Annotated in this window: 17 protein-coding genes; 12 read left to right on the forward strand and 5 right to left on the reverse strand. The window is 68.8% G+C overall.

The window, feature by feature from the left end:
- Positions 1-23: 23 nt before the first annotated feature.
- Together NRY95_10730 and ppsA are read right to left on the reverse strand one after the other, a co-directional pair.
- On the reverse strand, positions 24-983 hold the full coding sequence (locus NRY95_10730) for a mechanosensitive ion channel family protein (GenBank protein ID UYC18390.1): 960 nt from the start codon (positions 981-983) through the stop codon (positions 24-26).
- Entirely contained in the window at positions 983-3,358 is a 2,376-nt protein-coding gene (ppsA, locus tag NRY95_10735; protein ID UYC18391.1) for a phosphoenolpyruvate synthase, read from the reverse strand. Before ppsA ends, NRY95_10730 begins: the two co-directional genes overlap by 1 nt.
- Before the next feature lie 146 nt (positions 3,359-3,504).
- Between ppsA and NRY95_10740 the strand changes: the two genes are divergently transcribed.
- The 3 genes from NRY95_10740 to NRY95_10750 all read left to right on the forward strand — a co-directional run bounded on the left by NRY95_10740 (position 3,505) and on the right by NRY95_10750 (position 5,526).
- On the forward strand, positions 3,505-4,326 hold the full coding sequence (locus NRY95_10740; GenBank protein ID UYC18392.1) for a kinase/pyrophosphorylase: 822 nt from the start codon (positions 3,505-3,507) through the stop codon (positions 4,324-4,326).
- A gap of 147 nt (positions 4,327-4,473) precedes the next feature.
- A complete protein-coding gene (locus NRY95_10745; GenBank protein ID UYC18393.1) occupies positions 4,474-4,980 on the forward strand; it encodes a DUF1249 domain-containing protein in 507 nt (168 codons plus the stop codon).
- A gap of 57 nt (positions 4,981-5,037) precedes the next feature.
- Positions 5,038-5,526, forward strand: a complete 489-nt coding sequence (locus NRY95_10750) for an 8-oxo-dGTP diphosphatase (GenBank protein ID UYC18394.1) — start codon at positions 5,038-5,040, stop codon at positions 5,524-5,526.
- A gap of 293 nt (positions 5,527-5,819) precedes the next feature.
- On the opposite strand, the gene NRY95_10755 is transcribed toward NRY95_10750, so the two are convergent.
- Positions 5,820-6,578: a 3-hydroxybutyrate dehydrogenase gene (locus NRY95_10755; GenBank protein UYC18395.1), complete on the reverse strand. Its 759-nt coding sequence runs from the start codon at positions 6,576-6,578 to the stop codon at positions 5,820-5,822.
- Positions 6,579-6,722: 144 nt separating this feature from the next.
- On the opposite strand from NRY95_10755, the gene NRY95_10760 reads away from it, so the two are divergent.
- The 6 genes from NRY95_10760 to NRY95_10785 all read left to right on the forward strand — a co-directional run bounded on the left by NRY95_10760 (position 6,723) and on the right by NRY95_10785 (position 10,785).
- Complete coding sequence (locus tag NRY95_10760) at positions 6,723-7,337, forward strand: phosphatidylcholine/phosphatidylserine synthase (GenBank protein UYC18561.1); 615 nt, start codon at positions 6,723-6,725, stop codon at positions 7,335-7,337.
- 46 nt (positions 7,338-7,383) lie between these two features.
- Positions 7,384-8,601, forward strand: a complete 1,218-nt coding sequence (phaE, locus tag NRY95_10765; GenBank protein UYC18396.1) for a class III poly(R)-hydroxyalkanoic acid synthase subunit PhaE — start codon at positions 7,384-7,386, stop codon at positions 8,599-8,601.
- Positions 8,598-9,674: a class III poly(R)-hydroxyalkanoic acid synthase subunit PhaC gene (locus NRY95_10770; GenBank protein UYC18397.1), complete on the forward strand. Its 1,077-nt coding sequence runs from the start codon at positions 8,598-8,600 to the stop codon at positions 9,672-9,674. Before phaE ends, NRY95_10770 begins: the two co-directional genes overlap by 4 nt.
- Before the next feature lie 82 nt (positions 9,675-9,756).
- Positions 9,757-10,101, forward strand: coding sequence for a DUF5329 domain-containing protein (locus NRY95_10775; protein UYC18562.1), 345 nt, complete (start codon positions 9,757-9,759; stop codon positions 10,099-10,101).
- A 28-nt stretch (positions 10,102-10,129) separates the two neighbouring features.
- Complete coding sequence (locus NRY95_10780) at positions 10,130-10,333, forward strand: PspC domain-containing protein (GenBank protein ID UYC18398.1); 204 nt, start codon at positions 10,130-10,132, stop codon at positions 10,331-10,333.
- 101 nt (positions 10,334-10,434) lie between these two features.
- Positions 10,435-10,785 (forward strand): hypothetical protein, encoded by a 351-nt coding sequence (locus NRY95_10785; protein UYC18563.1) that lies wholly within the window; start codon positions 10,435-10,437, stop codon positions 10,783-10,785.
- Positions 10,786-10,788: 3 nt separating this feature from the next.
- On the opposite strand, the gene NRY95_10790 is transcribed toward NRY95_10785, so the two are convergent.
- Positions 10,789-12,000 (reverse strand): FAD-binding oxidoreductase, encoded by a 1,212-nt coding sequence (locus tag NRY95_10790; GenBank protein UYC18399.1) that lies wholly within the window; start codon positions 11,998-12,000, stop codon positions 10,789-10,791.
- A 177-nt stretch (positions 12,001-12,177) separates the two neighbouring features.
- Between NRY95_10790 and NRY95_10795 the strand changes: the two genes are divergently transcribed.
- From NRY95_10795 to NRY95_10805, 3 genes are all read left to right on the forward strand, one after another.
- The gene (locus NRY95_10795; GenBank protein UYC18400.1) at positions 12,178-12,393 is read left to right on the forward strand and encodes a hypothetical protein; all 216 of its coding nucleotides are present in this window, start codon (positions 12,178-12,180) and stop codon (positions 12,391-12,393) included.
- A gap of 75 nt (positions 12,394-12,468) precedes the next feature.
- The gene (locus NRY95_10800) at positions 12,469-14,097 is read left to right on the forward strand and encodes a histidine kinase famiy protein (GenBank protein UYC18401.1); all 1,629 of its coding nucleotides are present in this window, start codon (positions 12,469-12,471) and stop codon (positions 14,095-14,097) included.
- Positions 14,098-14,208: 111 nt separating this feature from the next.
- The gene (locus NRY95_10805; protein UYC18402.1) at positions 14,209-16,587 is read left to right on the forward strand and encodes an RNA-binding transcriptional accessory protein; all 2,379 of its coding nucleotides are present in this window, start codon (positions 14,209-14,211) and stop codon (positions 16,585-16,587) included.
- Between the two features lie 61 nt (positions 16,588-16,648).
- Here the strand turns inward: NRY95_10805 and NRY95_10810 are convergent, their stop codons facing one another.
- Positions 16,649-20,389, reverse strand: a complete 3,741-nt coding sequence (locus NRY95_10810; GenBank protein UYC18403.1) for a PAS domain-containing protein — start codon at positions 20,387-20,389, stop codon at positions 16,649-16,651.
- Positions 20,390-20,442: the final 53 nt, after the last annotated feature.

Below are 20,442 nucleotides of genomic sequence, written 5' to 3' on the forward strand. Positions count from 1 at the left end.
GCGGCCTTGCGGCAAGGCCAGCGTCAACGCGCCAGCGGCGGCCCTTGCTTGGTCTCGCCGTCGTCGGTGACGCCCTTCAGCAGCAGCTCGGCGATCGGACGCCCGTCGGCATCGTGGTGGTACACGTGCAGATCGCGCTGCGGGTAGGGAATGCTGAGTCCGTTCTCCAGCAACTGGTTGCGGATGTTCTCCAGCGTGCTGCTCTTGGCCGCGCCGAAGTCGCCGTTCCTGGCGTAGGCGAACAGCATCAGGTCCACCGTGCTCTCGCCCAGGTTGGTGACCTGCACGAACGGCGCCGGCGTCTCCAGGATGTTCGGATTGTCCTGGGCGATCTGCAGCAGCAACTGCTGCGCCTTCTTCAGGTCGTCGCCATAGCCCACGCCCACCGTGATCTCCAGGCGCCGGTTGGGCAGGGTGCTGTAGTTGACGATCGGCGCGGTGGTGATGGTGCTGTTGGGCAGGGTGATCATGCGCTCGTCGAAGGAGCGGATGCGGGTCTGGAAGATCCGGATCTCGTCGACGATGCCTTCCTGTCCGGCCACCACCACGTGGTCGCCATCGCGCATCGGCCGCAGCACGATCAGCATCACCCCGGAGGCGATGTTGGACAGCGAATCCTTCAGCGCCAGGCCGACTGCCAGGCCGGCCGCGCCGAGCACGGCGAACAGCGAGGTCGGCGGCACGCCGATCTTCTGCAGCGCGGTGACGAACACCAGCACCAGCAGCAACGCATAGGCGACGTTGCGCAGGAAATTGCTGAGCGTGGTCTCCACCCGGGCGCGGACCAGCGCGCGGTGCAGCCACAGGCTCAGGCGCTTGGCGATCCACATCCCCAGCACCAGGATGATCAGCGCCACGCCCCAGTTGAGCGCGTACTGCGCCCAATCCAGGTCTCTCCAGTTGAACGGCTGCTGGGTCCGCGCCGCCGGTGCGGCGGAGGCCGCCGTCGCGACCGCCGCCAGCCACGTCGTTGCCGTGCCCATCAGCCGGCGGCTTTCAGCTTGGCCAGGCGCAGCCAGGTGTCGACCACGGTGTCGGGATTCAGCGACACCGATTCGATGCCTTCCTGCATCAGCCACTCAGCCAGGTCAGGATGGTCCGACGGGCCCTGTCCGCAGATGCCGACGTACTTGCCCTTGGCGCGCGCGGCCTTGATCGCCATCGACAGCAGCTTCTTGACCGCCGCGTTGCGCTCGTCGAACAGGTGCGCCACGATCGAGGAATCGCGGTCCAGGCCCAGGGTCAGCTGGGTCAGGTCGTTGGAGCCGATCGAGAAGCCGTCGAAGATCTCCAGGAACTCGTCGGCCAGCAGCGCGTTGGACGGCAGCTCGCACATCATGATGATCTTCAGGCCGTTCTCGCCCTGCTTGAGCCCGTTCTTCTCCAGCACCTCGATGACCTTGCGGCCTTCTTCCAGGGTGCGCACGAACGGGATCATCACCCACATGTTGTCCAGGCCCATCTCGTTGCGGACCTTGAGCACGGCCTTGCATTCCAGCGCGAACGCGGCCGAGAAGCTCGGGTCGACATAGCGGCTGGCGCCGCGGAAGCCGATCATCGGGTTCTCTTCGTGCGGCTCGTAGTTGGCGCCGCCGATCAGGTTGGCGTATTCGTTGGACTTGAAGTCCGACAGGCGCACGATCACCGGATTCGGCGCCACCGAGGCGGTCAGCGTGGCGATGCCTTCGGCCAGGCGGTTGATGTAGAAGCTGACCGGGTCGGCATAGCCGGCGATCTTCTCGTCGATCTTCTTTTTGGTCGCCGCGTCCTGCCTGGCGTATTCCAGCAGCGCGTTGGGGTGGACGCCGATGTGCGCGGCGATGATCATCTCCAGCCGCGCCAGGCCGATGCCGGCGTTGGGCAATTGGCCGAAGTCGAACGCGCGCTCCGGGTTGGCCACGTTCATCATGATCTTCAGCGGCGCCGGCGGCATGTTGCCCAGGTCGGTGGTGGTGCGCTCGAACGGCAGCAGGTCGGCGTAGATGAAGCCGGTGTCGCCTTCGGCGCAGCTGACCGTCACCTCGCGGCCGTCCTCGATCAGCTCCATCGCGTTGCCGGTGCCGACCACCGCCGGCACGCCCAGCTCGCGGGCGATGATCGCTGCGTGGCAGGTGCGGCCGCCGCGGTTGGTGACGATCGCCGAGGCGCGCTTCATCACCGGCTCCCAATCCGGATCGGTCATGTCCGCGACCAGCACGTCGCCGGGCTGCACCCGGCTCATGTCGTCCAGGCTGCGCACCACGCGGGCGACGCCGGCGCCGATCTTCTGGCCGATGGCGCGGCCTTCGGCGATGACCGTGCCGCGCTTTTCCAGCGCGAAACGCTCGATCTGGGTGGCATGGCCGCGCGACTTCACCGTCTCCGGGCGCGCCTGCACGATGAACAGCTTGCCGCTGACGCCGTCCTTCGCCCATTCGATGTCCATCGGCCGCTGGTAGTGCTTCTCGATCACCAGCGCCTGCTTGGACAGTTCCTGCACGTCCTCGTCGCTGATCGAGAAGGTGTTGCGCAGCTCGGCGGGGGTGTCCTCGATGCGCACGCGCTCGCCGGGCACGTCCGAATACACCATGCGGATCAGCTTGCTGCCCAGCGAACGGCGCAGGATCGCCGGCTTGCCGGCATTGAGCGTGGGCTTGTAGACGTAGAACTCGTCGGGATTGACCGCGCCCTGCACGACCATTTCGCCGAGGCCGAAGCTCGAGGTAACGAACACCACGTCGCGGAAACCGGATTCGGTGTCGAGCGTGAACAGCACGCCGGCGGCGCCGACGCCCGAGCGCACCATCAACTGCACGCCGGCCGACAGGAACACGTCCTCGTGCTTGAAGCCGTGGTGCACGCGATAGGCGATGGCGCGGTCGTTGTACAGGCTGGCGAAGACTTCCTTGACCTTGTGCAGCACGTCGTCGGCGCCGGTCACGTTGAGGAAGGTCTCCTGCTGGCCGGCGAAGCTGGCGTCGGGCAGGTCTTCGGCGGTGGCCGAGGAGCGCACCGCCACCGCGACGTCGCCGCCGCCGTTCTCGGCGCACAGTTGCGCGTAAGCCTCGCGGATCGCCTGGTCCAGCTCAGGCTGCAGCGGCGCCTCGGTGACCCAGCCGCGGATTTCCTTGCCGGCCCCGGTCAGCGCGCCGACGTCTTCCACGTCCAGCGTCGCCAGCTTGTCGAAGATGCGCTGGTAGAGATTGTTGTGGGCGACGAACGCCTTGAACGCTTCGGCGGTGGTGGCGAAGCCGCCGGGTACCGAGACTCCCAAGCCTGCCAGGTTGCCGATCATTTCGCCGAGGGAGGAGTTCTTGCCGCCGACGCGGGCCAGGTCGGTCAGGCGCAACTCGTGCAACCAAAGGATGTTCTCGTTCAAGCGCGATGCTCCGTGGGGCCATCGCCCGAGGCGGGCAGAGTGGCCGCGTTCGTGGGGGAAGAAGCCGATATCATGCAGTGCGCACCCGAGTCGGCACAAGCGCGGCCGGGGGCATCCGTTGGGTTTCAGCAAGGAGAATCCAGGCAATGTCGACGATCCGACCGGTGTTCTACATCTCCGATGGAACCGGTATCACCGCTGAAACCATTGGGCATAGCCTGCTCACCCAGTTCAGCGGTTTCAGCTTCGTCACCGACCGCATGTCGTTCGTAGACGATCCGGAAAAAGCGCGCGAGGCGGCGCAGCGCATCCACGCCGCGGGCGAGCGCTATCAGGTGCGGCCGATCGTGGTCAATTCCTGCGTCGATCCGCAGCTGAGCATGCTGCTGTCGGAAAGCGGGGCCTTGATGCTCGACGTGTTCGCGCCGTTCATCGAGCCGCTGGAGCGCGAATTGAACGCGCCGCGGCATTCGCGGGTGGGGCAGGCGCATGGCCTGGTCGATTTCGAGACCTACCACCGCCGCATCAACGCGATGAACTTCGCGCTGACCCACGACGACGGCATCGCGATCAACTACGACGAGGCCGACCTGATCCTGGTCGCCGTCTCGCGCGCCGGCAAGACGCCGACCTGCATCTACCTGGCGTTGCACTACGGCGTGCGCGCGGCCAATTACCCGCTGACCGAGGAGGATCTGGAACAGGACCGGCTGCCGCCGCGGTTGCGTCCCTATCGCAGCAAGCTGTTCGGGCTGACCATCGATCCGGACCGCCTGCAGCAGATTCGCCAGGAACGGCGGCCGAATTCGCGCTATTCCAACCTGGAGACCTGCCGGCGCGAGGTGTCCGCGGCCGAGACCATGTTCAGGATGGAACGGATCCCGACCCTGAGCACCACGCATACCTCGATCGAGGAGATTTCCAGCAAGGTGCTGGCGACGCTGGGGCTGCAGCGCGAGATGTTCTGAAACGCCGCGGGGCGGATCGGGCAGCCTGCGCGAAATCGGCCTATCGGCGCGGCGGTCGCGCCTTGCTGCCGAGACTTCCAAGGTAGGCCGGCACGGGCGATCCGTCAATGCTGCCGCGCCGGCGTTGCAACGTGTAGCATCGGCTCCATGCAGCACGCCCTGACCCGCAGCGAACGCATCCCCCGGCTGAGCCGATTCGGCTGGCTGATGGGCCTGTACGCCGAGAACTTCGTGCACCTGAACCGGCTGTTCGTGCCGTCCGACCTGGCCGTGGGCAGCTACCTGTCCTCGATCGGCGACGGCCTGGACCTGCGCCTGGACGTGATCGAGCACCACCGCTACACGGTGGAACTGCGCCTCACCTACGATCTGTGCGACCCGCTCACCGGCGAGCCGGACCCGTCGGCCTACGTGCGCCTGTACCGCGACGCGCGCCAGGCCGAGACCACCCATTGCTACGTCGGCCGCCGCTGGCAGGACGTGATGGGGCTGTATCCGCCGCCGGCGGAACTGATCAGCCACCGCATGCGCATGAACACCTTCCTCAGCAAGTGGCTGGAATACCTGGCCGAGCGCGGCCACGGCGTGGCCACGCTGAAGCCGGCCGGGCCGCTGAAGCGCCCGGTCGAAGACGCGGCGGCGCCGGCGCGCTGATCGTCGGCCCTGGCGGATGCGGCATACTGCGCGCCCGCCGACTCGCCCGCCTGCCGCATGCCCTACACCCCGATCGTCGCCACGCTGGGCTACGTGCTGTCGCCCGACCGCTCCAAGGTCCTGCTGATCCATCGCAACGCCCGGCCCGGCGACCACCACCTGGGCAAGTACAACGGCCTGGGCGGCAAGGTCGAGGCGGACGAGGACGTGCTGGACGGCATGCGCCGCGAGATCCGCGAAGAAGCCGGCATCGACTGCGACGCGCTGCAACTGCGCGGCACGATCAGCTGGCCCGGCTTCGGCAAGCACGGCGAGGACTGGCTGGGCTTCCTGTTCCTGATCAGCGCCTACAGCGGCGAACCGTTCACCGAGAACGCCGAGGGCACATTGGCCTGGGTGCCGGTGGCGGACATGGAAACGCTGCCGCTGTGGGAGGGCGACCGCCACTTCCTGCCGCTGGTGTTCGACGGCGATCCGCGCCCGTTCCACGGGGTGATGCCGTACCGCGACGGGCGCATGCTGTCGTGGCGCTATTCGCGGGTCTGAGCGCGCTCGAGCCTGCGCCTGGCTTGTCCACAGCGGCTGTGGATCGATCCTGCACAAGCCTGTGGGCAAGCAGGGCAAGTCGCTGAAACTGCTGCCGCATTTTGCCGGGTGATGAAAATTTCACCAGGCCCGAGGGCGCTTCTCCACAGCGGGTGTGGATGGAACAGGCCAAACGCTGTGGATAAGCCCGCGATCGCGTTGCAGCGCAATGCCTGTCGCCATGCTGGCGAAAAATTCGCCAGCATCGATTGCCGTCCCAATCAATCCGCGTGTCGCCGCAACGCGCTGCGCCGCTACTGCGCGGTCCAGCCGCCGTCGATGGCGATGGTCTGCGCGGTGATGTTGCGCGCCGCCGGTGAAGCCAGGAACGCGACGCAGCCGGCCAATTCGTCGTAGTCGATGAACACACCCTTGGGCATCGGCTTGAGCATCACCTGCGCGATCACGTCGGCTTCGGAAATGCCGCGGGTGCGCGCCTGGTCGGCGATCTGCTTGTCCACCAGCGGGGTTTTCACGTAGCTGGGGCACAGCGTGTTGATGGTGATGTCGGTCTCGGCGGTCTCCAGCGCGATCGCCTTGGAGAAACCGACCAGGCCGTGCTTGGCGGCGACGTAGGCGCTCTTGTACGGGCTGGCGACCAGCGAGTGGATGCTGCCGATGTTGACGATGCGGCCGAAACCGCGCTCGCGCATGCCCGGCAGCACGGCCTGGGTCAGGCGCGCCACGCCGGTCAGCATCACCTCGACCAGCAGGCTCCATCTGGCCATCGGGAAGTCCTGCAGTGGCGCCACGTGCTGCAGCCCGGCGTTGTTGACCAGCACGTCCACCGGCCGCGAGAGCGCCGCCAGCGCCGCGCCGATGCTGGCCTCGCTGGCCACGTCCAGCGCCACCGCCTCGGCCGAGCCGCCGGCCTGGCGCAGCTGCGCGGCCACCGCCGCGGCCGCGTCCGCATCCAGGTCGCTGACGACGAGGTGGCGGCCGCCGGCGGCCAGTTCGCGGGCGATGCCGGCGCCGATGCCGCTGGCGGCGCCGGTGATCAGGACGGTCTGCATGGGAAGCACCTGTCGGGAGGGAAGGTGCGCAGCGTAGCAGCGCGGGGCGACGGCGCCATGGCGGCGGTCCTCGCCAGTGCGGTGGCGCCACGCTACCCTGTGCCGGTCGCACCCTTCTCACCCCGGATCCGCCACGCCATGCCGATGAAACGCCACTTTTCGATGCTGCGCGAATTCCAGTTGGCCGACTGGTTCACCCTCGCCAACGCCTTCTGCGGCACAGGTGCTGTGTTCGCGTCGATGCGCTTCCTGCAGGAGGGCCGGCGCAGCGACCTGCTGATCGGCATGGCGCTGATCCCGCTGGCGTTCGTGTTCGATGCGCTGGACGGGCGCGTGGCGCGCTGGCGCAAGTCCTCGTCCACGCTCGGCCGCGAACTGGATTCGCTGGCCGACGTGATCTCCTTCGGCGTCGCCCCGGCGGCGCTGGCCTACGCCTGCGGCATGCAGGGCGGCTGGGACTGGCTGGTGCTGAGCTTCTTCGTGTGTTGCGGGGTCAGCCGTCTGGCGCGCTACAACGTCACCGCCGAGCAACTGGCCGGCGACGGCGACAAGGTGCCGTATTTCGAGGGCACGCCGATCCCGAGCAGCCTGGCGCTGGTGATCGTGCTCGCGGTCGCCGCACACCTGGGCCATCTCGGCGATGCGCTGTGGTGGGGTCAATGGCGGCTGGGACCATGGCTGCTGCACCCGCTGGTGCTGCTGTTCGCGCTGTCCGGTTCGCTGATGATCAGCAAGACCCTGCGCATTCCCAAGCCTTGAGCGGCGGCAGGTTGCTATCATCCCCGCCTGACCTGGGAGGGTGGCGATGAAGGCTAGCGGCGGCAGCGGTGCCGGCGATTTCGAAGCGTTGGCGCGGCAGTACTGGGGCGCGTGGAGCGATGCGTTGCGCCACAGTGGCGCTGCGGCCGCGCAACAGCCCGCCGATGGTGCCGGCCACGGGTCGTGGCGCGAGGCGATCGACACCTGGGCGCAGTGGTTGCCGCGCGGCACCGGGGCGCAGGCCGAGGACGCGGTGTCGCAGTTGCAGCAGCAGGCCGGCGAGTGGTTCGGCGCGATGCAGCAGGTGGCCGCGCAGTTCGCCGGGCGCGATGCCAGCAGTGCCGACGTGGCCGACGCCTGGAAGCAGCAGGTGCAGGGCCAGCGCGAGCAGATGCTGCAATGGCTGCTCGGCACCGCGCGCGGCGCCGGCCAGGCCGGCGTGGATCCCTGGCTGCAGCAGGCGGCGCAATGGCTGCAGGGCTGGCAGCGCGACAGCGGGCCGTGGCTGCAGATGCCGGGCTTCGGTCCGGGCCGCAACCACCATGCGCGCTGGCGCGCCCTGGCCAAGGCGCAGCAGGACTACCAGGCGCAGTTGCAGGCCTATATGAGCCAGCTGCAGGGCGCGATCGATCGCGCCTTCGGCGTGTTCGAGACCAAATTGCGCGAGCACGAGGATCCCGGCCGCCAGCTGACCAATGCGCGGGCGATGTTCGACCTGTGGATCGACGCCGCCGAAGAGGCCTATGCCGCGTCGGCGTTGTCGGAAGAATTCCGCGAGGTCTACGCCGGCTTCGCCAATGCGCAGATGCGCCTGCGTGCGCTGCTGCAACGCGAGACCGAGCAGCTGTGCGAGCAGCTGGGCCTGCCCACCCGCACCGAACTGGATGCCGCGCATCGGCATATCGCCGATCTGGAGCGGCGGCTGCGCCGGCTGGAGCGTGGCGCGGCGCCGGCCGCCGCGGCGGCGCCATCGGAACGGGCCGCGAGCGGCGAGACCGTCGCGCGTCCGCCGTCGCGTTCCAGGCCCGCGGCCGCTGCGGCGTCCAAGGCGGCGCCAGCTGGCGCGAGGGCCAGGGTCTCTGCTGCCAATCAGTCCGGCGCGCGCGGCGCTTCCACGCCCAAGCCGCCGGCCAAGTCCAAGCCTGTCGCGAAGTCAAAGACCAGAGCTGGCGTGAAGCCCAAGCCCGCCACGAAACCCAAGCCCGCTGCGCCCAAGCCGGCACGCGGCAAGTCGGGCGCCACGCCGCGCCGGAGCCGCGCATGAAAGGGCCGTTGAGCTTCAGCAGCGACGACCTGCTGCAGGAAACGCTGGAGCTGCAGCGCAAGCTCATGGAAGGGCTGCGCGTGCTGCCGGGGCTGGACGACGTGCAGTACGGCGTCACCGAGCGGCAGGAAGTGTGGCGCGACGGCAAGGTGGTGCTGTACCGCTTCGTCGGCGAGCGGCCGCCCACCGCGAAGGTGCCGCTGCTGATCGTCTATGCGCTGGTCAACCGTCCGTACATGGTCGACCTGCAGGCCGACCGCTCGCTGGTCAAGGGCCTGCTGGCGCTGGGCGAGGACGTCTACGTGCTGGACTGGGGCTATCCCGACCGTTCCGAGCGCTACCTGACCCTGGAAGACTATCTGCTGCGCTACATCGACGGCGCGGTCGATCACCTGCGCGAGGCCGCTGCCGGTGCGCCGGTCAACGTGCTCGGCATCTGCCAGGGTGGCACCTTCTCGCTGTGCTATGCGGCGCTGCAGCCGCACAAGGTCCGCAACCTGGTGACGATGGTGACGCCGGTGGATTTCCACACCCCGGACAACATGCTGTCCAACTGGGCACGGCAGGTGGACGTGGACCTGTTCGTGGACACGCTGGGCAACGTGCCGGCGGACCTGATGAACGCCAGCTACCTGATGCTCAAGCCGTTCCGGCTGAACCTGCAGAAATACGTGGGGCTGCTGGACATCCTCGACGATCCGCGCGCGCTGGAAGATTTCCTGCGCATGGAGAAATGGATCTTCGATTCGCCCGACCTGGCCGGCGAGACCTTCCGCGAGTTCGTCAAGCAGTTCTACCAGGACAACGCGCTGGTGCATGGCCGCGCGCGCATCGGCGAGCACGCCGTGGATCTGGCCAAGGTCGCCATGCCGGTGCTGAACATCTACGCCGAACAGGACCATCTGGTGCCGCCGGACGCCTCGCGCGCATTGCGCGGCCTGGTCGGCAGCGACGACTATGCCGAACTCAGTTTCCGCGGCGGCCACATCGGCATCTACGTGTCCGGCCGCGCGCAGCGCGAAGTGCCGGCGGCGCTGCAGCGCTGGCTGGCCGAGCGCGATGGCGGGCAATGAGCGCCTGATGCAGCATGCGCTGCCATCCTCGCGCCGGCTCGGCGTGCGGCTGATCGCGTTGGGCCTGGCCTGTGCCTGCGCGATGGCCGCCGTCGCCGCGCCGCCGCCGGCCGCCGAGCGCGAGATCCAGGCGCTGCTGGCGGCGCTGCAGGCCTCGCCGTGCAGGTTCCAGCGCAACGGCAGTTGGTATCCGGCGGCGGAGGCCAGGGCGCATCTGCAGCGCAAGTACGACTACCTGCGCGAACGCGACCTGGCCGCCAGCGCGGAGCAATTCATCGAGCGCGGCGCCAGCCGCAGCAGTAGCAGCGGCAAGGCCTACCGGGTGGCCTGTCCGGGCCAGGCGGAGCAGGACGCGGCGAACTGGTTCGCACAGCAGCTGGCCGCGCTGCGCCGTCACGCCGCATCCGCGCCACCGCGCCCAGACTGAGCGCGCCTTCGCCGCAGGAGCCGCCGCCATGTCCCAGCCCACCGCAACGCTGTCGCGTTCGCTCAACGACCGCATGCTCGCCGGTGTGATCGGCGGCATCGCGCACCGCTTCGGCTGGAGCGCGACGCTGCTGCGCGTGGTCTACGTGGTCGGCTCGATCGTCTCGGCCGCGTTCCCCGGCATCCTGGTCTACCTGATCCTGTGGCTGCTGATTCCCAACGAAGCCGATTGACGCGGCCGGCGCTGGCTGCGCTGCGCCTGGTCGGTTTCGCGCTGGGGGCGCTGTGGACCTCGCCCAACACACTGCTCGGGCTGATCGCCGGAGTAGCCGGCATGCCGTTCGGCGCGCGTTTGCGGATCAGCCGGCGCGAGCTGGCGCTGGTGTTCGACCGCTTCCCCTGGGGACCGCGCGGCGCGTTGACGCTCGGCACCGTGATCCTGGTCAGCGCCGACGACCTGGACGTGGCCTGCGCCACCTACGAACATGCCGCCGGCCGCTGCCAGCATCCGAACGTGCGCCTGGGCGACCACGAGCGCGCCCACGTGCTGCAATATCTGCTGCTCGGTCCCTTGTTCCTGCCGGTGTACTTCGCCTGCGGCGGGGTCGGCGTACGCAACCCGTTCGAACGCGCCGCCGACCGCTACGCCTTGCGCGGCCGCGGCTGGTGGCCGGGACGGCGCTGAGGCTCAGTCGAGCCGGCCGAAGCCGAACAATCGCTTGAGCGGATGCGCGCGGCGCTCGATCTGCGCGCGCAGCAGGCCGGCGCCGAGCATGCTGTAGGTGATGCCGTTGCCGCCATAGGCCATCGCGAACTGCATGCGCGGCCCGTGTTGCGGGTGCGGGCCGAAGAACGGCAGGCCATCGGCGGTCTCGGCGAAGGTGCCGGCCCAGGCGAAGGTCGGCTGCAGTTCCAGCCCCGGCATCGCCTTGGCGATCTTGCGGCACAGCGTGCGCGCCTTGCTGTCCACGCGTGCATCGCGGCGCGCGGGAATGTCCACGCTGTCGTCCTCGCCACCGGCGACGATGCGGCCGTTGCCGGTGCTGCGCAGGTACAGATAGGGGCGTGCGCTTTCCCACACCATCGTGTCCTGCAGCGCGCCGAGCTGCGCGGCGTCCAGCGGATCGCTGACGAAGGCGTAGCTGCTGCGGTTCTTGGCCACGCGCTGGTCCAGCCAGCCCTGGCTGGCATAGCCGGCGGCCATCACCACGTGGCCGGCACGCACCTGCACGCCCTGGTCGGTGCGCAGCGTGGCGCCGCGGCTGTTCACCGCGATATGCGCGATGCGGGTGCGGTCGTAGACGCCGGCGCCGCGCTTGAGCGCGCGGCCGAGCAGGCGGTAGGTCAGGCGGTAGGGGTCGACGCGCGCGGCCTGGTGGCTGAGGATCGCACCGTGCGCTTCGACGCCGTACGCGGCACGCAATGCCTGCGCATCCAGCCATTCCACGTCCAGGCCGTGGCGCGCACGTAACTGCAGTTCCTGCTGCAGCACGCGCACGTGGCGACGGCGGCTGGCGTAGTACAGGCTGTCGTTCCAGCCGAAGTCGACGTCGCGCAGCGGCCGCACCAGCGATCGCAGTTGCTCCAGCGCCTGCGCGCAGGCGCCGTAGGCGAGGGCGGCGGCGTCTTCGCCATAGCGCCTGGCCAGGTCGAGCATGTGCGTGTCGATCTCGTATTGCAGCAGCGCGGTGCTGGCCGCGGTGCTGCCCCAGCCGATGTCGCGTTGCTCCAGCACCGCGATGTCATGGCCATGCGCGATCAGTTCGTCGGCGATCAGGGCCGCGGTGATGCCGCCGCCGACGATCGCCACGTCGCAGCGCAGGTCGCTGCGCAACTGCGGAAAGCTCTGCATCAGGCCGTTGCGTATCGACCAGAAGGGGTAGCCGCTCTTGAGATCCATACATGTCGATTGCGGTGGGAGGTGCGCGACTAACGCTCAGATTCGGTTAAACCGGCGTGAGGCCGGCGTAAGTCATGTGCGGGCAAACAGCCGCGATTAACCTGCGTGGAGAAAGTCCTCACGATGCGCTGTGTAGGCTGCGCGCCAGTTCCACGAATTCCCAGCAGAGGAAGTGTCATGTCGGTCGTTCTGTATATCGGTGGCAGCAAGGATGGCCAGAAGGGCGTGATGCCTTACGGCTTCAGCAAATCGATGAAAGAAACCGACGAGGGGCCGGAGATCTATGTCGAGCGCGTTCTCGCGCTGAGCGATCGCCGGGTCCGGATCATGGCGCTGGAATCGCTGCAGGAGGAGATCGTGGTGGAACGCTTGCACCAGTACTACTCGCGTTGACGCCGGCATGCGAACCCCGGTGTGGTCGCCCGCCTAGCAGGGCCAGCAGCGGTTCGCATCGATCTTTTCTCGACCATGCCCGCACCTGACTCCAGCAATTTGCCGCGCGTCACTGTCCACGAAAGCACCACGGCCGATCTGTCCGAGCACCGTAGCGACATCTTCTTCGCCGCCGTGGAAACCACGCGCATGCCGATGATCGTCACCGATCCGCGGCAGGCGGACAATCCGATCGTGTTCGTCAATCGCGCGTTCGTGGACATGACCGGCTACAGCAGCGAAGAGCTGCTCGGCAACAACTGCCGTTTCCTGCAGGGACCCGATACCGATCGCGACACCGTGGACAGCGTGCGCGACGCCATCGCCGCGCGCAACGAAGTGGCCGTGGAGATTCTCAACTACCGCAAGGACGGTTCCAGTTTCTGGAACGCGCTGTTCATCTCGCCGGTCTACAACGAGCATGGCGAGCTGGTCTATTTCTTCGGCTCGCAGCTGGACGTCAGCCGTCGCCGCGATACCGAAGACGCATTGCGCCAGGCGCAGAAGATGGAAGCGCTGGGCCAGCTGACCGGCGGCATCGCGCACGACTTCAACAACCTGTTGCAGGTCATGTCCGGCTATCTGGAATTGATCGAGCATGCGGTGGAGCGCGAGCCGCTGGATCCGTCGCGCTTGCGCAAGAGCGTGCAGCGCGCGCGCGATGCCGCCGGCCAGGCCGCGCGGCTGACCCAGCAGTTGCTGGCGTTCGCGCGCAAGCAGAAACTGGAAGGGCGCGTGCTCAACCTCAACGCGCTGGTCGCCGGCATGAGCGACGTGGCCGAGCGGACGCTGGGCCACGGCATCGGCTTCTCGCTGGACCTGGCGCTGGAGCTGCGCAACTGTCGGATCGATCCGACCCAGGCCGAAGTGGCGCTGCTGAACATCCTGATCAACGCGCGCGATGCGATGGCCGAGCAGCCCGCGCCGCGCCTGGTGATCCAGACCCGCAACGTCTCCATCCGCGCCGACGAGCCCACCACCTACGACAATCTGCTGCCCGGCCACTATGTCTGCGTGTCGGTCACCGACAACGGCAGCGGCATGCCGCCGGAAGTGCTGGCGCGGGTGCTGGATCCGTTCTTCACCACCAAGGAAGAGGGCAAGGGCACCGGCCTGGGCCTGTCGATGGTGTACGGCTTCGCCAAGCAGTCCGGCGGTGCGGTGCGGCTGTATTCGGAAGAGGGTCACGGCACCACGGTGCGGCTGTACTTCCCGATCGACGACAACGTCGAGAACCCGGCGCCGCGCGACGCGCGCGCCCGCCGCGCCTCCGACCGGCAGGGCAACGAGACGATCCTGATCGTGGAGGACCGGCCGGACATCGCCGAGCTGGCGCGGCTGTTCCTGGAGGACCAGGGCTACGCCACCCACGTCGTGCACAACGCGCGCGAAGCGCTGGAACTGGTCGACAACGGCTTGCAGGTGGACCTGCTGTATTCGGACCTGATCATGCCCGGCGGGCTCAACGGGGTGATGCTGGCGCGCGAAGTGCGGCGGCGCCGGCCCAAGATCAAGGTGCTGCTGACCACCGGCTACGCCGAGACCTCGCTGGAACGTACCGACGCCGGCGGCACCGAATTCGAGGTGTTGTCCAAGCCCTACAACCGCCAGGAGCTGATCCGCAAGGTGCGCATCGTGCTGGACGGCCCCACCGGCGTGAGCTGATCGGGGCAGGACCGATGCCGACAGGTCGGCGCGTCGCTGTCAACGGGTTCCCCGGCGGCGCGGGCGCTGCGAAAATAGCGGTTTTCCGCAAGGCGGCTCCGGCCGGACGCAATGCACGACACTCAGCTCGCCCAGCAGATCGCCAACACCATCGCCGCCGAGATCGGCGCGCAGCCGGCGCAGGCCCGCGCGGCCATCGCCTTGCTCGACGAAGGCGCCAGCGTCCCGTTCATCGCGCGCTACCGCAAGGAAGTCACCGGCGGCCTCGACGACACCCAGCTGCGCAACCTGGAAACCCGCCTGACCTATCTGCGCGAGCTGGAAGACCGCCGCGCCGCGGTACTGGCCAGCATCGACGAACAGGGCAAACTCAGCGCCGAACTGCGCGCGGAGATCGTCGCCGCCGATACCAAGTCGCGGCTGGAAGACCTGTACCTGCCGTACAAGCCCAAGCGCCGCACGCGTGCGCAGATCGCGCGCGAAGCCGGCCTGGAGCCGCTGGCCGATGGCCTGCTGGGCGATCCGTCGCTGACACCGGACAGTTTCGCCGCCGGCTTCGTCGATGCCGACAAGGGCGTGGCCGACGTCAAGGCGGCATTGGAAGGCGCGCGCGCGATCCTGATGGAGCGCTGGGGCGAGGACGCGGCGCTGGTCGGCGAACTGCGTGGCTGGCTCGCCGATGTCGGCGTGATCCGCGCGCGCGTGGCCGAAGGCAAGGAGCAGGAAGGCGCCAAGTACCGCGACTACTTCGACCACGCCGAGGCGCTGGCCAAGATTCCCTCGCACCGCTTGCTGGCGCTGTTCCGCGCGCGCCGCGAAGAGATCGTGTACCTGGAGCTGGACCCGGGCAGCGATGCCGAGGCCGGCCACCAGTACGCCGAGGGCCGCGTCGCGCTGCGCGCCGGCATCGCCAACCAGGGCCGCCCGGGCGACCGCTGGCTGCTCGACGCATGCCGCCTGACCTGGCGCGCCAAGCTGCACATGCACCTGCTGCTGGACCTGTTCAACCAGGCGCGCGAGAAGGCCGAGGCCGAGGCGATCGCGGTGTTCGGCGACAACCTGCAGGACCTGATGCTGGCCGCGCCGGCCGGCGCGCGGGTGACCCTGGGCCTGGATCCGGGTATCCGCACCGGTTGCAAGATCGCGGTGGTCGACGCCACCGGCAAGCTGCTGGCCACCGATACCATCTATCCGCACGAGCCGCGCAGGCAGTGGGACCAGTCGCTGCACACGCTGCGGCAGCTGTGCACGCAGCATGGCGTGGAACTGATCGCGATCGGCAACGGCACCGCCAGCCGCGAGACCGACAAGCTCGCCGCCGACCTGATCAAGCAGAACCCGCAGCTGACGCTGGAGAAGATCGTGGTCAGCGAGGCCGGCGCGTCGGTGTATTCGGCGTCCGAGTTCGCGGCCAGGGAGTTCCCGCAGCTGGACGTGTCGCTGCGCGGCGCGGTGTCGATCGCGCGGCGCCTGCAGGACCCGCTGGCCGAGCTGGTCAAGATCGAGCCGAAGGCGATCGGCGTGGGCCAGTACCAGCACGACGTGGACCAGTACCGGCTAGCGCGGGCGCTGGACGCGCGCGTGGAGGACTGTGTCAACGCGGTCGGCGTCCACGTCAACACCGCCTCGGCGGCGCTGCTGTCGCGCGTGTCCGGGCTGTCGGCCAGCGTGGCCGAGAACATCGTGCGCCACCGCGACGACAATGGCCCGTTCAAGCGCCGCAAGGATCTGCTGAAGGTGCCGCGGCTCGGGGACAAGACCTTCGAGCAATGCGCCGGCTTCCTGCGCATCGCCGATGGCGACGAGCCGCTGGACGCCTCGGCGGTGCACCCGGAAGCGTATCCGGTGGTGGAGCGCATCGTCGGCGCCACCGGCAAGCCGATCAAGGCGCTGATCGGCGACGGCGGTTTCCTGCGCGCGCTCAAGCCGGACCAGTTCACCGACGAGAAGTTCGGCGTGCCGACCGTGCGCGACATCCTCAAGGAACTGGAGAAGCCGGGCCGCGATCCGCGCCCGGAATTCAAGGCCGCGCGCTTCGCCGACGGGGTGGAGGACATCAAGGACCTCAAGCCGGGCATGGTGCTGGAAGGCGTGGTCAGCAACGTGGCCGCGTTCGGCGCCTTCGTCGACATCGGCGTGCACCAGGATGGCCTGGTGCACATCTCGGCCTTGTCCGACAGCTACGTCAAGGATCCGCGCGACGTGGTCAAGGCCGGCGACATCGTCAAGGTCAAGGTGCTGGAAGTGGACGTGGCGCGCAAGCGCATCGCGCTGACCCGGCGCCTGGACGATGCGCCGGCAGCGGCATCGGTGCGTGGCGGCGAGCGCGATGCCGGCGCGCGTCCTGCGCCAGGCGCGCCGCGCCGCGAGCGCGATGCGCGCGGCGGCACTGGCGGCAACGGTGGCGGCAACGGCAAGCCGCGCACGCCGGCGCCGCCGCCGCTGAACAGCGCCCTGGCCGACGCGTTCGCCCGCGCCAAGCGCAACTGAGTCCTGGGCGTGCCGCCGGCCTGGCCGCGGCACGCATCCCACCCCGCGGCGCGATGTCGGCTCAGGCCGGCTCGGCGGCGGCGTTCGGGTCCGGTTCGGCGGCGACCTGCGGCTGGGTCAGCGAAGCGGCCAATGCGATCAGCTTGGTCGGGTCCACCGGCTTGCCCAGGTGCGCGTTGAAGCCGGCCTCCAGGGCCAGCGAGCGGTCCTCGCCGCGCACATACGCGGTCAGCGCGATCGCCGGAATGCGGCTGACCGCGCCGGCGCCGCGCGCGCGCACGCTGCGGATCAGGCTGTGCCCGTCGCGGCGCGGCATGCCCACGTCGCTGACCAGCAGGTCGTAGGGGCGCTCGCGCAGCAGCGACTCGGCATCGTCGGCGGAGACCGCGGCCTCGACCACCGCGCCGGCTTCCTGCAGGAAGCGCTGGGTCACGCCGCGCGAGTCCATGTCGTCGTCGACGACCAGCACGCGCACGCCGTTCAGGCGGACCCCGCCGCGTTGCAGCGCGGCCGCGGCGATCGCCGCGCCGTCGTTGCGCCGCGCCGGCCCCATGCCCTGCAGATCGTTGCGCGGCAGCAACAGGGTGAAGGTGGCGCCCATGCCGATGCCTTCGCTGCTGACCGACAGCTGGCCGTGGTGCATTTCGGTCAATTGCTTGGCGATCGCCAGGCCCAGGCCCAGTCCGCCGGCGCTGCGCGTGCTGCTGGCGTCGGCCTGGCGAAACCGGTCGAACACATGCGGCAGGAACAGCGGATCGATACCGACGCCGCTGTCGCTGACGCTGACGCGCAGATGGGTGGTGCTGTTGTCGAGCGTCACCGTGATCTTGCCCGCGCTGGGGGTGAACTTGATCGCATTGCCGATCAGGTTGGTCAGCACCTGCTGCAGGCGCACCGCGTCGCCGAGGTAGGGCAGCACGGGGGCGTCGCTGCACGGGGTCAGGGCGATGTCGATACCTTTGCTCTCGGCACCGGGCCGCGCCGCATCGATCGCCTCGCCGACCAGCGCGCACAGATCCAGTTCGCTGGCCTCCAGCCGCACCTTGCCGGACAGGATCGCGCTCATGTCCAGCAGGTCGTCGATGATCTGCGCCTGCGCATGGGCGCTGCGTTCGATCACTTCCAGGCCCCGGCTCAGGTCTTTCTCGCGTACCGCCTCGCCCTGCATCAGCCGCGACCAGCCGAGGATCGCGTTGAGCGGGGTACGCAGTTCGTGGCTCAGCGTGGCCAGGAATTCGTCCTTCATGCGGCTGGCGCGCTCGGCCTCGCCGCGCGCGCTCTGCTCGGCGGCGAGCAGCTGTTGCAGGCGCTGATCGGTTTCGCGGCGTTCGATGATGATGCCGGCCAGGTGCGAGGCCGAGCGCGCCAGGTCCTGCTCGTGCACGGTGGGGTAGTGCACGAACGGGTGGTACAGCGCGACCACGCCCAGTACCTGGCCGTCGCTGGCCAGGATCGGGGTGGAGCAGCAGGCCACGATGTCCGCTTCGGTGGCCGCGACCAGATACTCCCGCCAGTTCGGGTCCACCCGCACGTCGCTGCACAGGACTTGCCTGCGCAGGAACGCGGCGCGGCCGCAGCAACCGCTGTGCTCGCCGATCGGCAGGCGGTGCGCCATCTTGCGGAACGCGGCGGGCATGCTCGGCGCGGCGCCTTCCAGCAGGCACTGGCGGTGTTCGTCGACCAGCATGATGGTGCAGCGCAGGCCCACATCGCTCTGCGCCTCGATGCCGCGCGCGATCGCTTCCAGCACCGCCGTCAGCGGCTTGCCGGTGGTGATCATCTCCAACGCCGCACGCTCGGCGGCGGTGGCGTTCTCGATGCGCTTGCGCTCGGCGATATCCAGCAGCGAGCCGATGAAGCCCAGGAACTGGCCCGACGAGCTGAAGCGCGGCGAGGCGGTGTCCACGCACCAACGGTACTCGCCGTCGTGGCGGCGCAGCCGGTATTCGATGGTGAAGTCGCGGCGATCGGCGGCGGCGCGGGCCAGCGTACGCCCGACCGCGGCGGCATCGTCGGGGTGGATCTTCTCCATCCAGCCCGAGCCCATCGCTTCCTGTTCGGTCTGTCCGGTGAACAGATACCACTGGCGGCTGACGTATTCGCAATCGCCATCGGCGTTGGCCATCCAGATCAGCACCGGCGCGTTGTCGCACAGGTTGCGGAAGCGCAGTTCGCTTTCCTGCAGGCGCTGCTCGACCACGCGGCGGTCGTGGATGTCGGTATTGGTGCCGATCCAGCGCACGATCCGGCCGTCGCCATCGCGGATCGGAAGCGCGCGGCCCAGATGCCAGCGATAGCTGCCGTCATGGCGGCGCAGCGGGTATTCGATCTCGTACGGCTGGCCGCTGCGCACCGCAGCCGGCCAGGCCTGCATCGCCCGCGCCAGGCCGTCCTCGGTATGCACCCTGCGCCAGCTGTCGTAGCCGGATTCGCCGGCCGGCAGGCCGGTGTACTCGTACCAGCGCCGGTTGAAGTAGTCGACGTCGCCGTCGGGCGTGGCGGTGAACACGATCTGCGGCATCGCATCGGCCAACTCGCGCAGGCGCGCCTCGCTGCGCGCCAGGTCCGACTGCGCACTGGCGCGCTCCATCGATTCCCAACAGCGCGCCGCGACCAGCCGCACCAGCTCGATCTCCGCCGAGGTCCACACCCGCGGCCGCAATTGGTGCACGCCGACCACGGCCACCAGGCGGCCGGCCTTGTGCAGGGGCGCGCTCAGCAACGCGCGCATGCCCAGGCGCCGGTAGCCGGGATTGTCGAAGTGCGGCGGCGGCGAATAGGTCTGGCTGTCCTGCACCACCCATGGCCGGTTCTCGCGCATGCATTCCAGCAGGTCGCTGCCGAAATCGCTGAAGCGCGAGCGCCCGGTCAGATGCGCGGTGCCGTCGACATAGTCGGCACGCACCTGGAAGGCGTCCTCGTCGGCATCGACGATCGCGTACGCGCAGCGGTTGGCCTGCAGATGCCGGCCGAGCAGCGCGGCCCCGGTCTCGCAGATGGCCTCGGCGCTGTCCAGGTTCTGCAGCGCGTCCTCGAGCATCAACAGAAAGCTGTCGTGGGCCTGCGCGCGCGCCTGCTCGGTGCGGTCGATGCCGTGCACCAGCACCCCGGTGACCTTGCCTTCGGCGTCGCGCATCGGCTGGTACACGCACTCCAGCGTGGTCTCGGAGACCGTCTCGTGCGGCGTGCGGCGCAGGTTGAAGGTCATCGACTCGCCGGTGAAGGGCAGGCCGCTGGCACGCACGTTGTCGAGCAGGCGGATGAAACCCTGCTGCTGGATCTCCGGGATCGCCTCGGCCAGCGATTTGCCGACGACCTCGCGCGGCCCGACCAACTGCTGGTAGCGCCGATTGACGTTTTCGACCACATAGTCCGGGCCGCGCAGGATCGCCAGCGCCGCCGGCGATTGCTCGAACGCGTCGGCCATCTGCGTGCGCTGCGCGTCCAGCGCCTTCAGCAACGCATCGCGCTCGCGTTCCAGCTTGATCTGCGCCGTGTCCTCGGTGCATACGCACAGCACGCCGCCGATGCCGCCGTGGTCGTCGAACAGGGGGCTGTAGGAAAAGGTGAAATACACCTCTTCGCTGTAGCCGTTGCGCAGCATCACGAAGGGCACGTGCTCGTTCCAGGTCGACTCGCCGGTCGCCATCACCTGTTCGGCCTGCGCGGAAACCGCCGGCCACACGTCGGGCCACACCTCGGCTGCCGCGCGCCCGAAGGCGAAGGGGTGGCGCATCCCCAGGATCGGGATGTAGGCGTCGTTGTAAAGATTGATCATCCGCGCGCCCCAGCGGATCGCCATGGGAAAGCGCGAACTCAGGCAGATCGACAGTGCCGAACGCAGACTCTGCGGCC

The sequence above is a fragment of the Xanthomonas campestris pv. phormiicola genome, from assembly GCA_025666215.1.
Classification (GTDB): domain Bacteria; phylum Pseudomonadota; class Gammaproteobacteria; order Xanthomonadales; family Xanthomonadaceae; genus Xanthomonas_A; species Xanthomonas_A campestris_A.

Excerpts from the sequence above, each read along its gene's own strand:
- NRY95_10730 (UYC18390.1), bottom strand. The coding sequence starts at position 983 with ATGGGCACGGCAACGACGTGGCTGGCGGCGGTCGCGACGGCGGCCTCC.
- NRY95_10740 (UYC18392.1), top strand. The coding sequence starts at position 3,505 with ATGTCGACGATCCGACCGGTGTTCTACATCTCCGATGGAACCGGTATC.
- NRY95_10745 (UYC18393.1), top strand. The coding sequence starts at position 4,474 with ATGCAGCACGCCCTGACCCGCAGCGAACGCATCCCCCGGCTGAGCCGA.
- NRY95_10750 (UYC18394.1), top strand. The coding sequence starts at position 5,038 with ATGCCCTACACCCCGATCGTCGCCACGCTGGGCTACGTGCTGTCGCCC.
- NRY95_10755 (UYC18395.1), bottom strand. The coding sequence starts at position 6,578 with ATGCAGACCGTCCTGATCACCGGCGCCGCCAGCGGCATCGGCGCCGGC.
- NRY95_10760 (UYC18561.1), top strand. The coding sequence starts at position 6,723 with ATGAAACGCCACTTTTCGATGCTGCGCGAATTCCAGTTGGCCGACTGG.
- phaE (UYC18396.1), top strand. The coding sequence starts at position 7,384 with ATGAAGGCTAGCGGCGGCAGCGGTGCCGGCGATTTCGAAGCGTTGGCG.
- NRY95_10770 (UYC18397.1), top strand. The coding sequence starts at position 8,598 with ATGAAAGGGCCGTTGAGCTTCAGCAGCGACGACCTGCTGCAGGAAACG.
- NRY95_10775 (UYC18562.1), top strand. The coding sequence starts at position 9,757 with ATGGCCGCCGTCGCCGCGCCGCCGCCGGCCGCCGAGCGCGAGATCCAG.
- NRY95_10780 (UYC18398.1), top strand. The coding sequence starts at position 10,130 with ATGTCCCAGCCCACCGCAACGCTGTCGCGTTCGCTCAACGACCGCATG.
- NRY95_10785 (UYC18563.1), top strand. The coding sequence starts at position 10,435 with ATGCCGTTCGGCGCGCGTTTGCGGATCAGCCGGCGCGAGCTGGCGCTG.
- NRY95_10790 (UYC18399.1), bottom strand. The coding sequence starts at position 12,000 with ATGGATCTCAAGAGCGGCTACCCCTTCTGGTCGATACGCAACGGCCTG.
- NRY95_10795 (UYC18400.1), top strand. The coding sequence starts at position 12,178 with ATGTCGGTCGTTCTGTATATCGGTGGCAGCAAGGATGGCCAGAAGGGC.
- NRY95_10800 (UYC18401.1), top strand. The coding sequence starts at position 12,469 with ATGCCCGCACCTGACTCCAGCAATTTGCCGCGCGTCACTGTCCACGAA.
- NRY95_10805 (UYC18402.1), top strand. The coding sequence starts at position 14,209 with ATGCACGACACTCAGCTCGCCCAGCAGATCGCCAACACCATCGCCGCC.
- NRY95_10810 (UYC18403.1), bottom strand. The coding sequence starts at position 20,389 with ATGGCGATCCGCTGGGGCGCGCGGATGATCAATCTTTACAACGACGCC.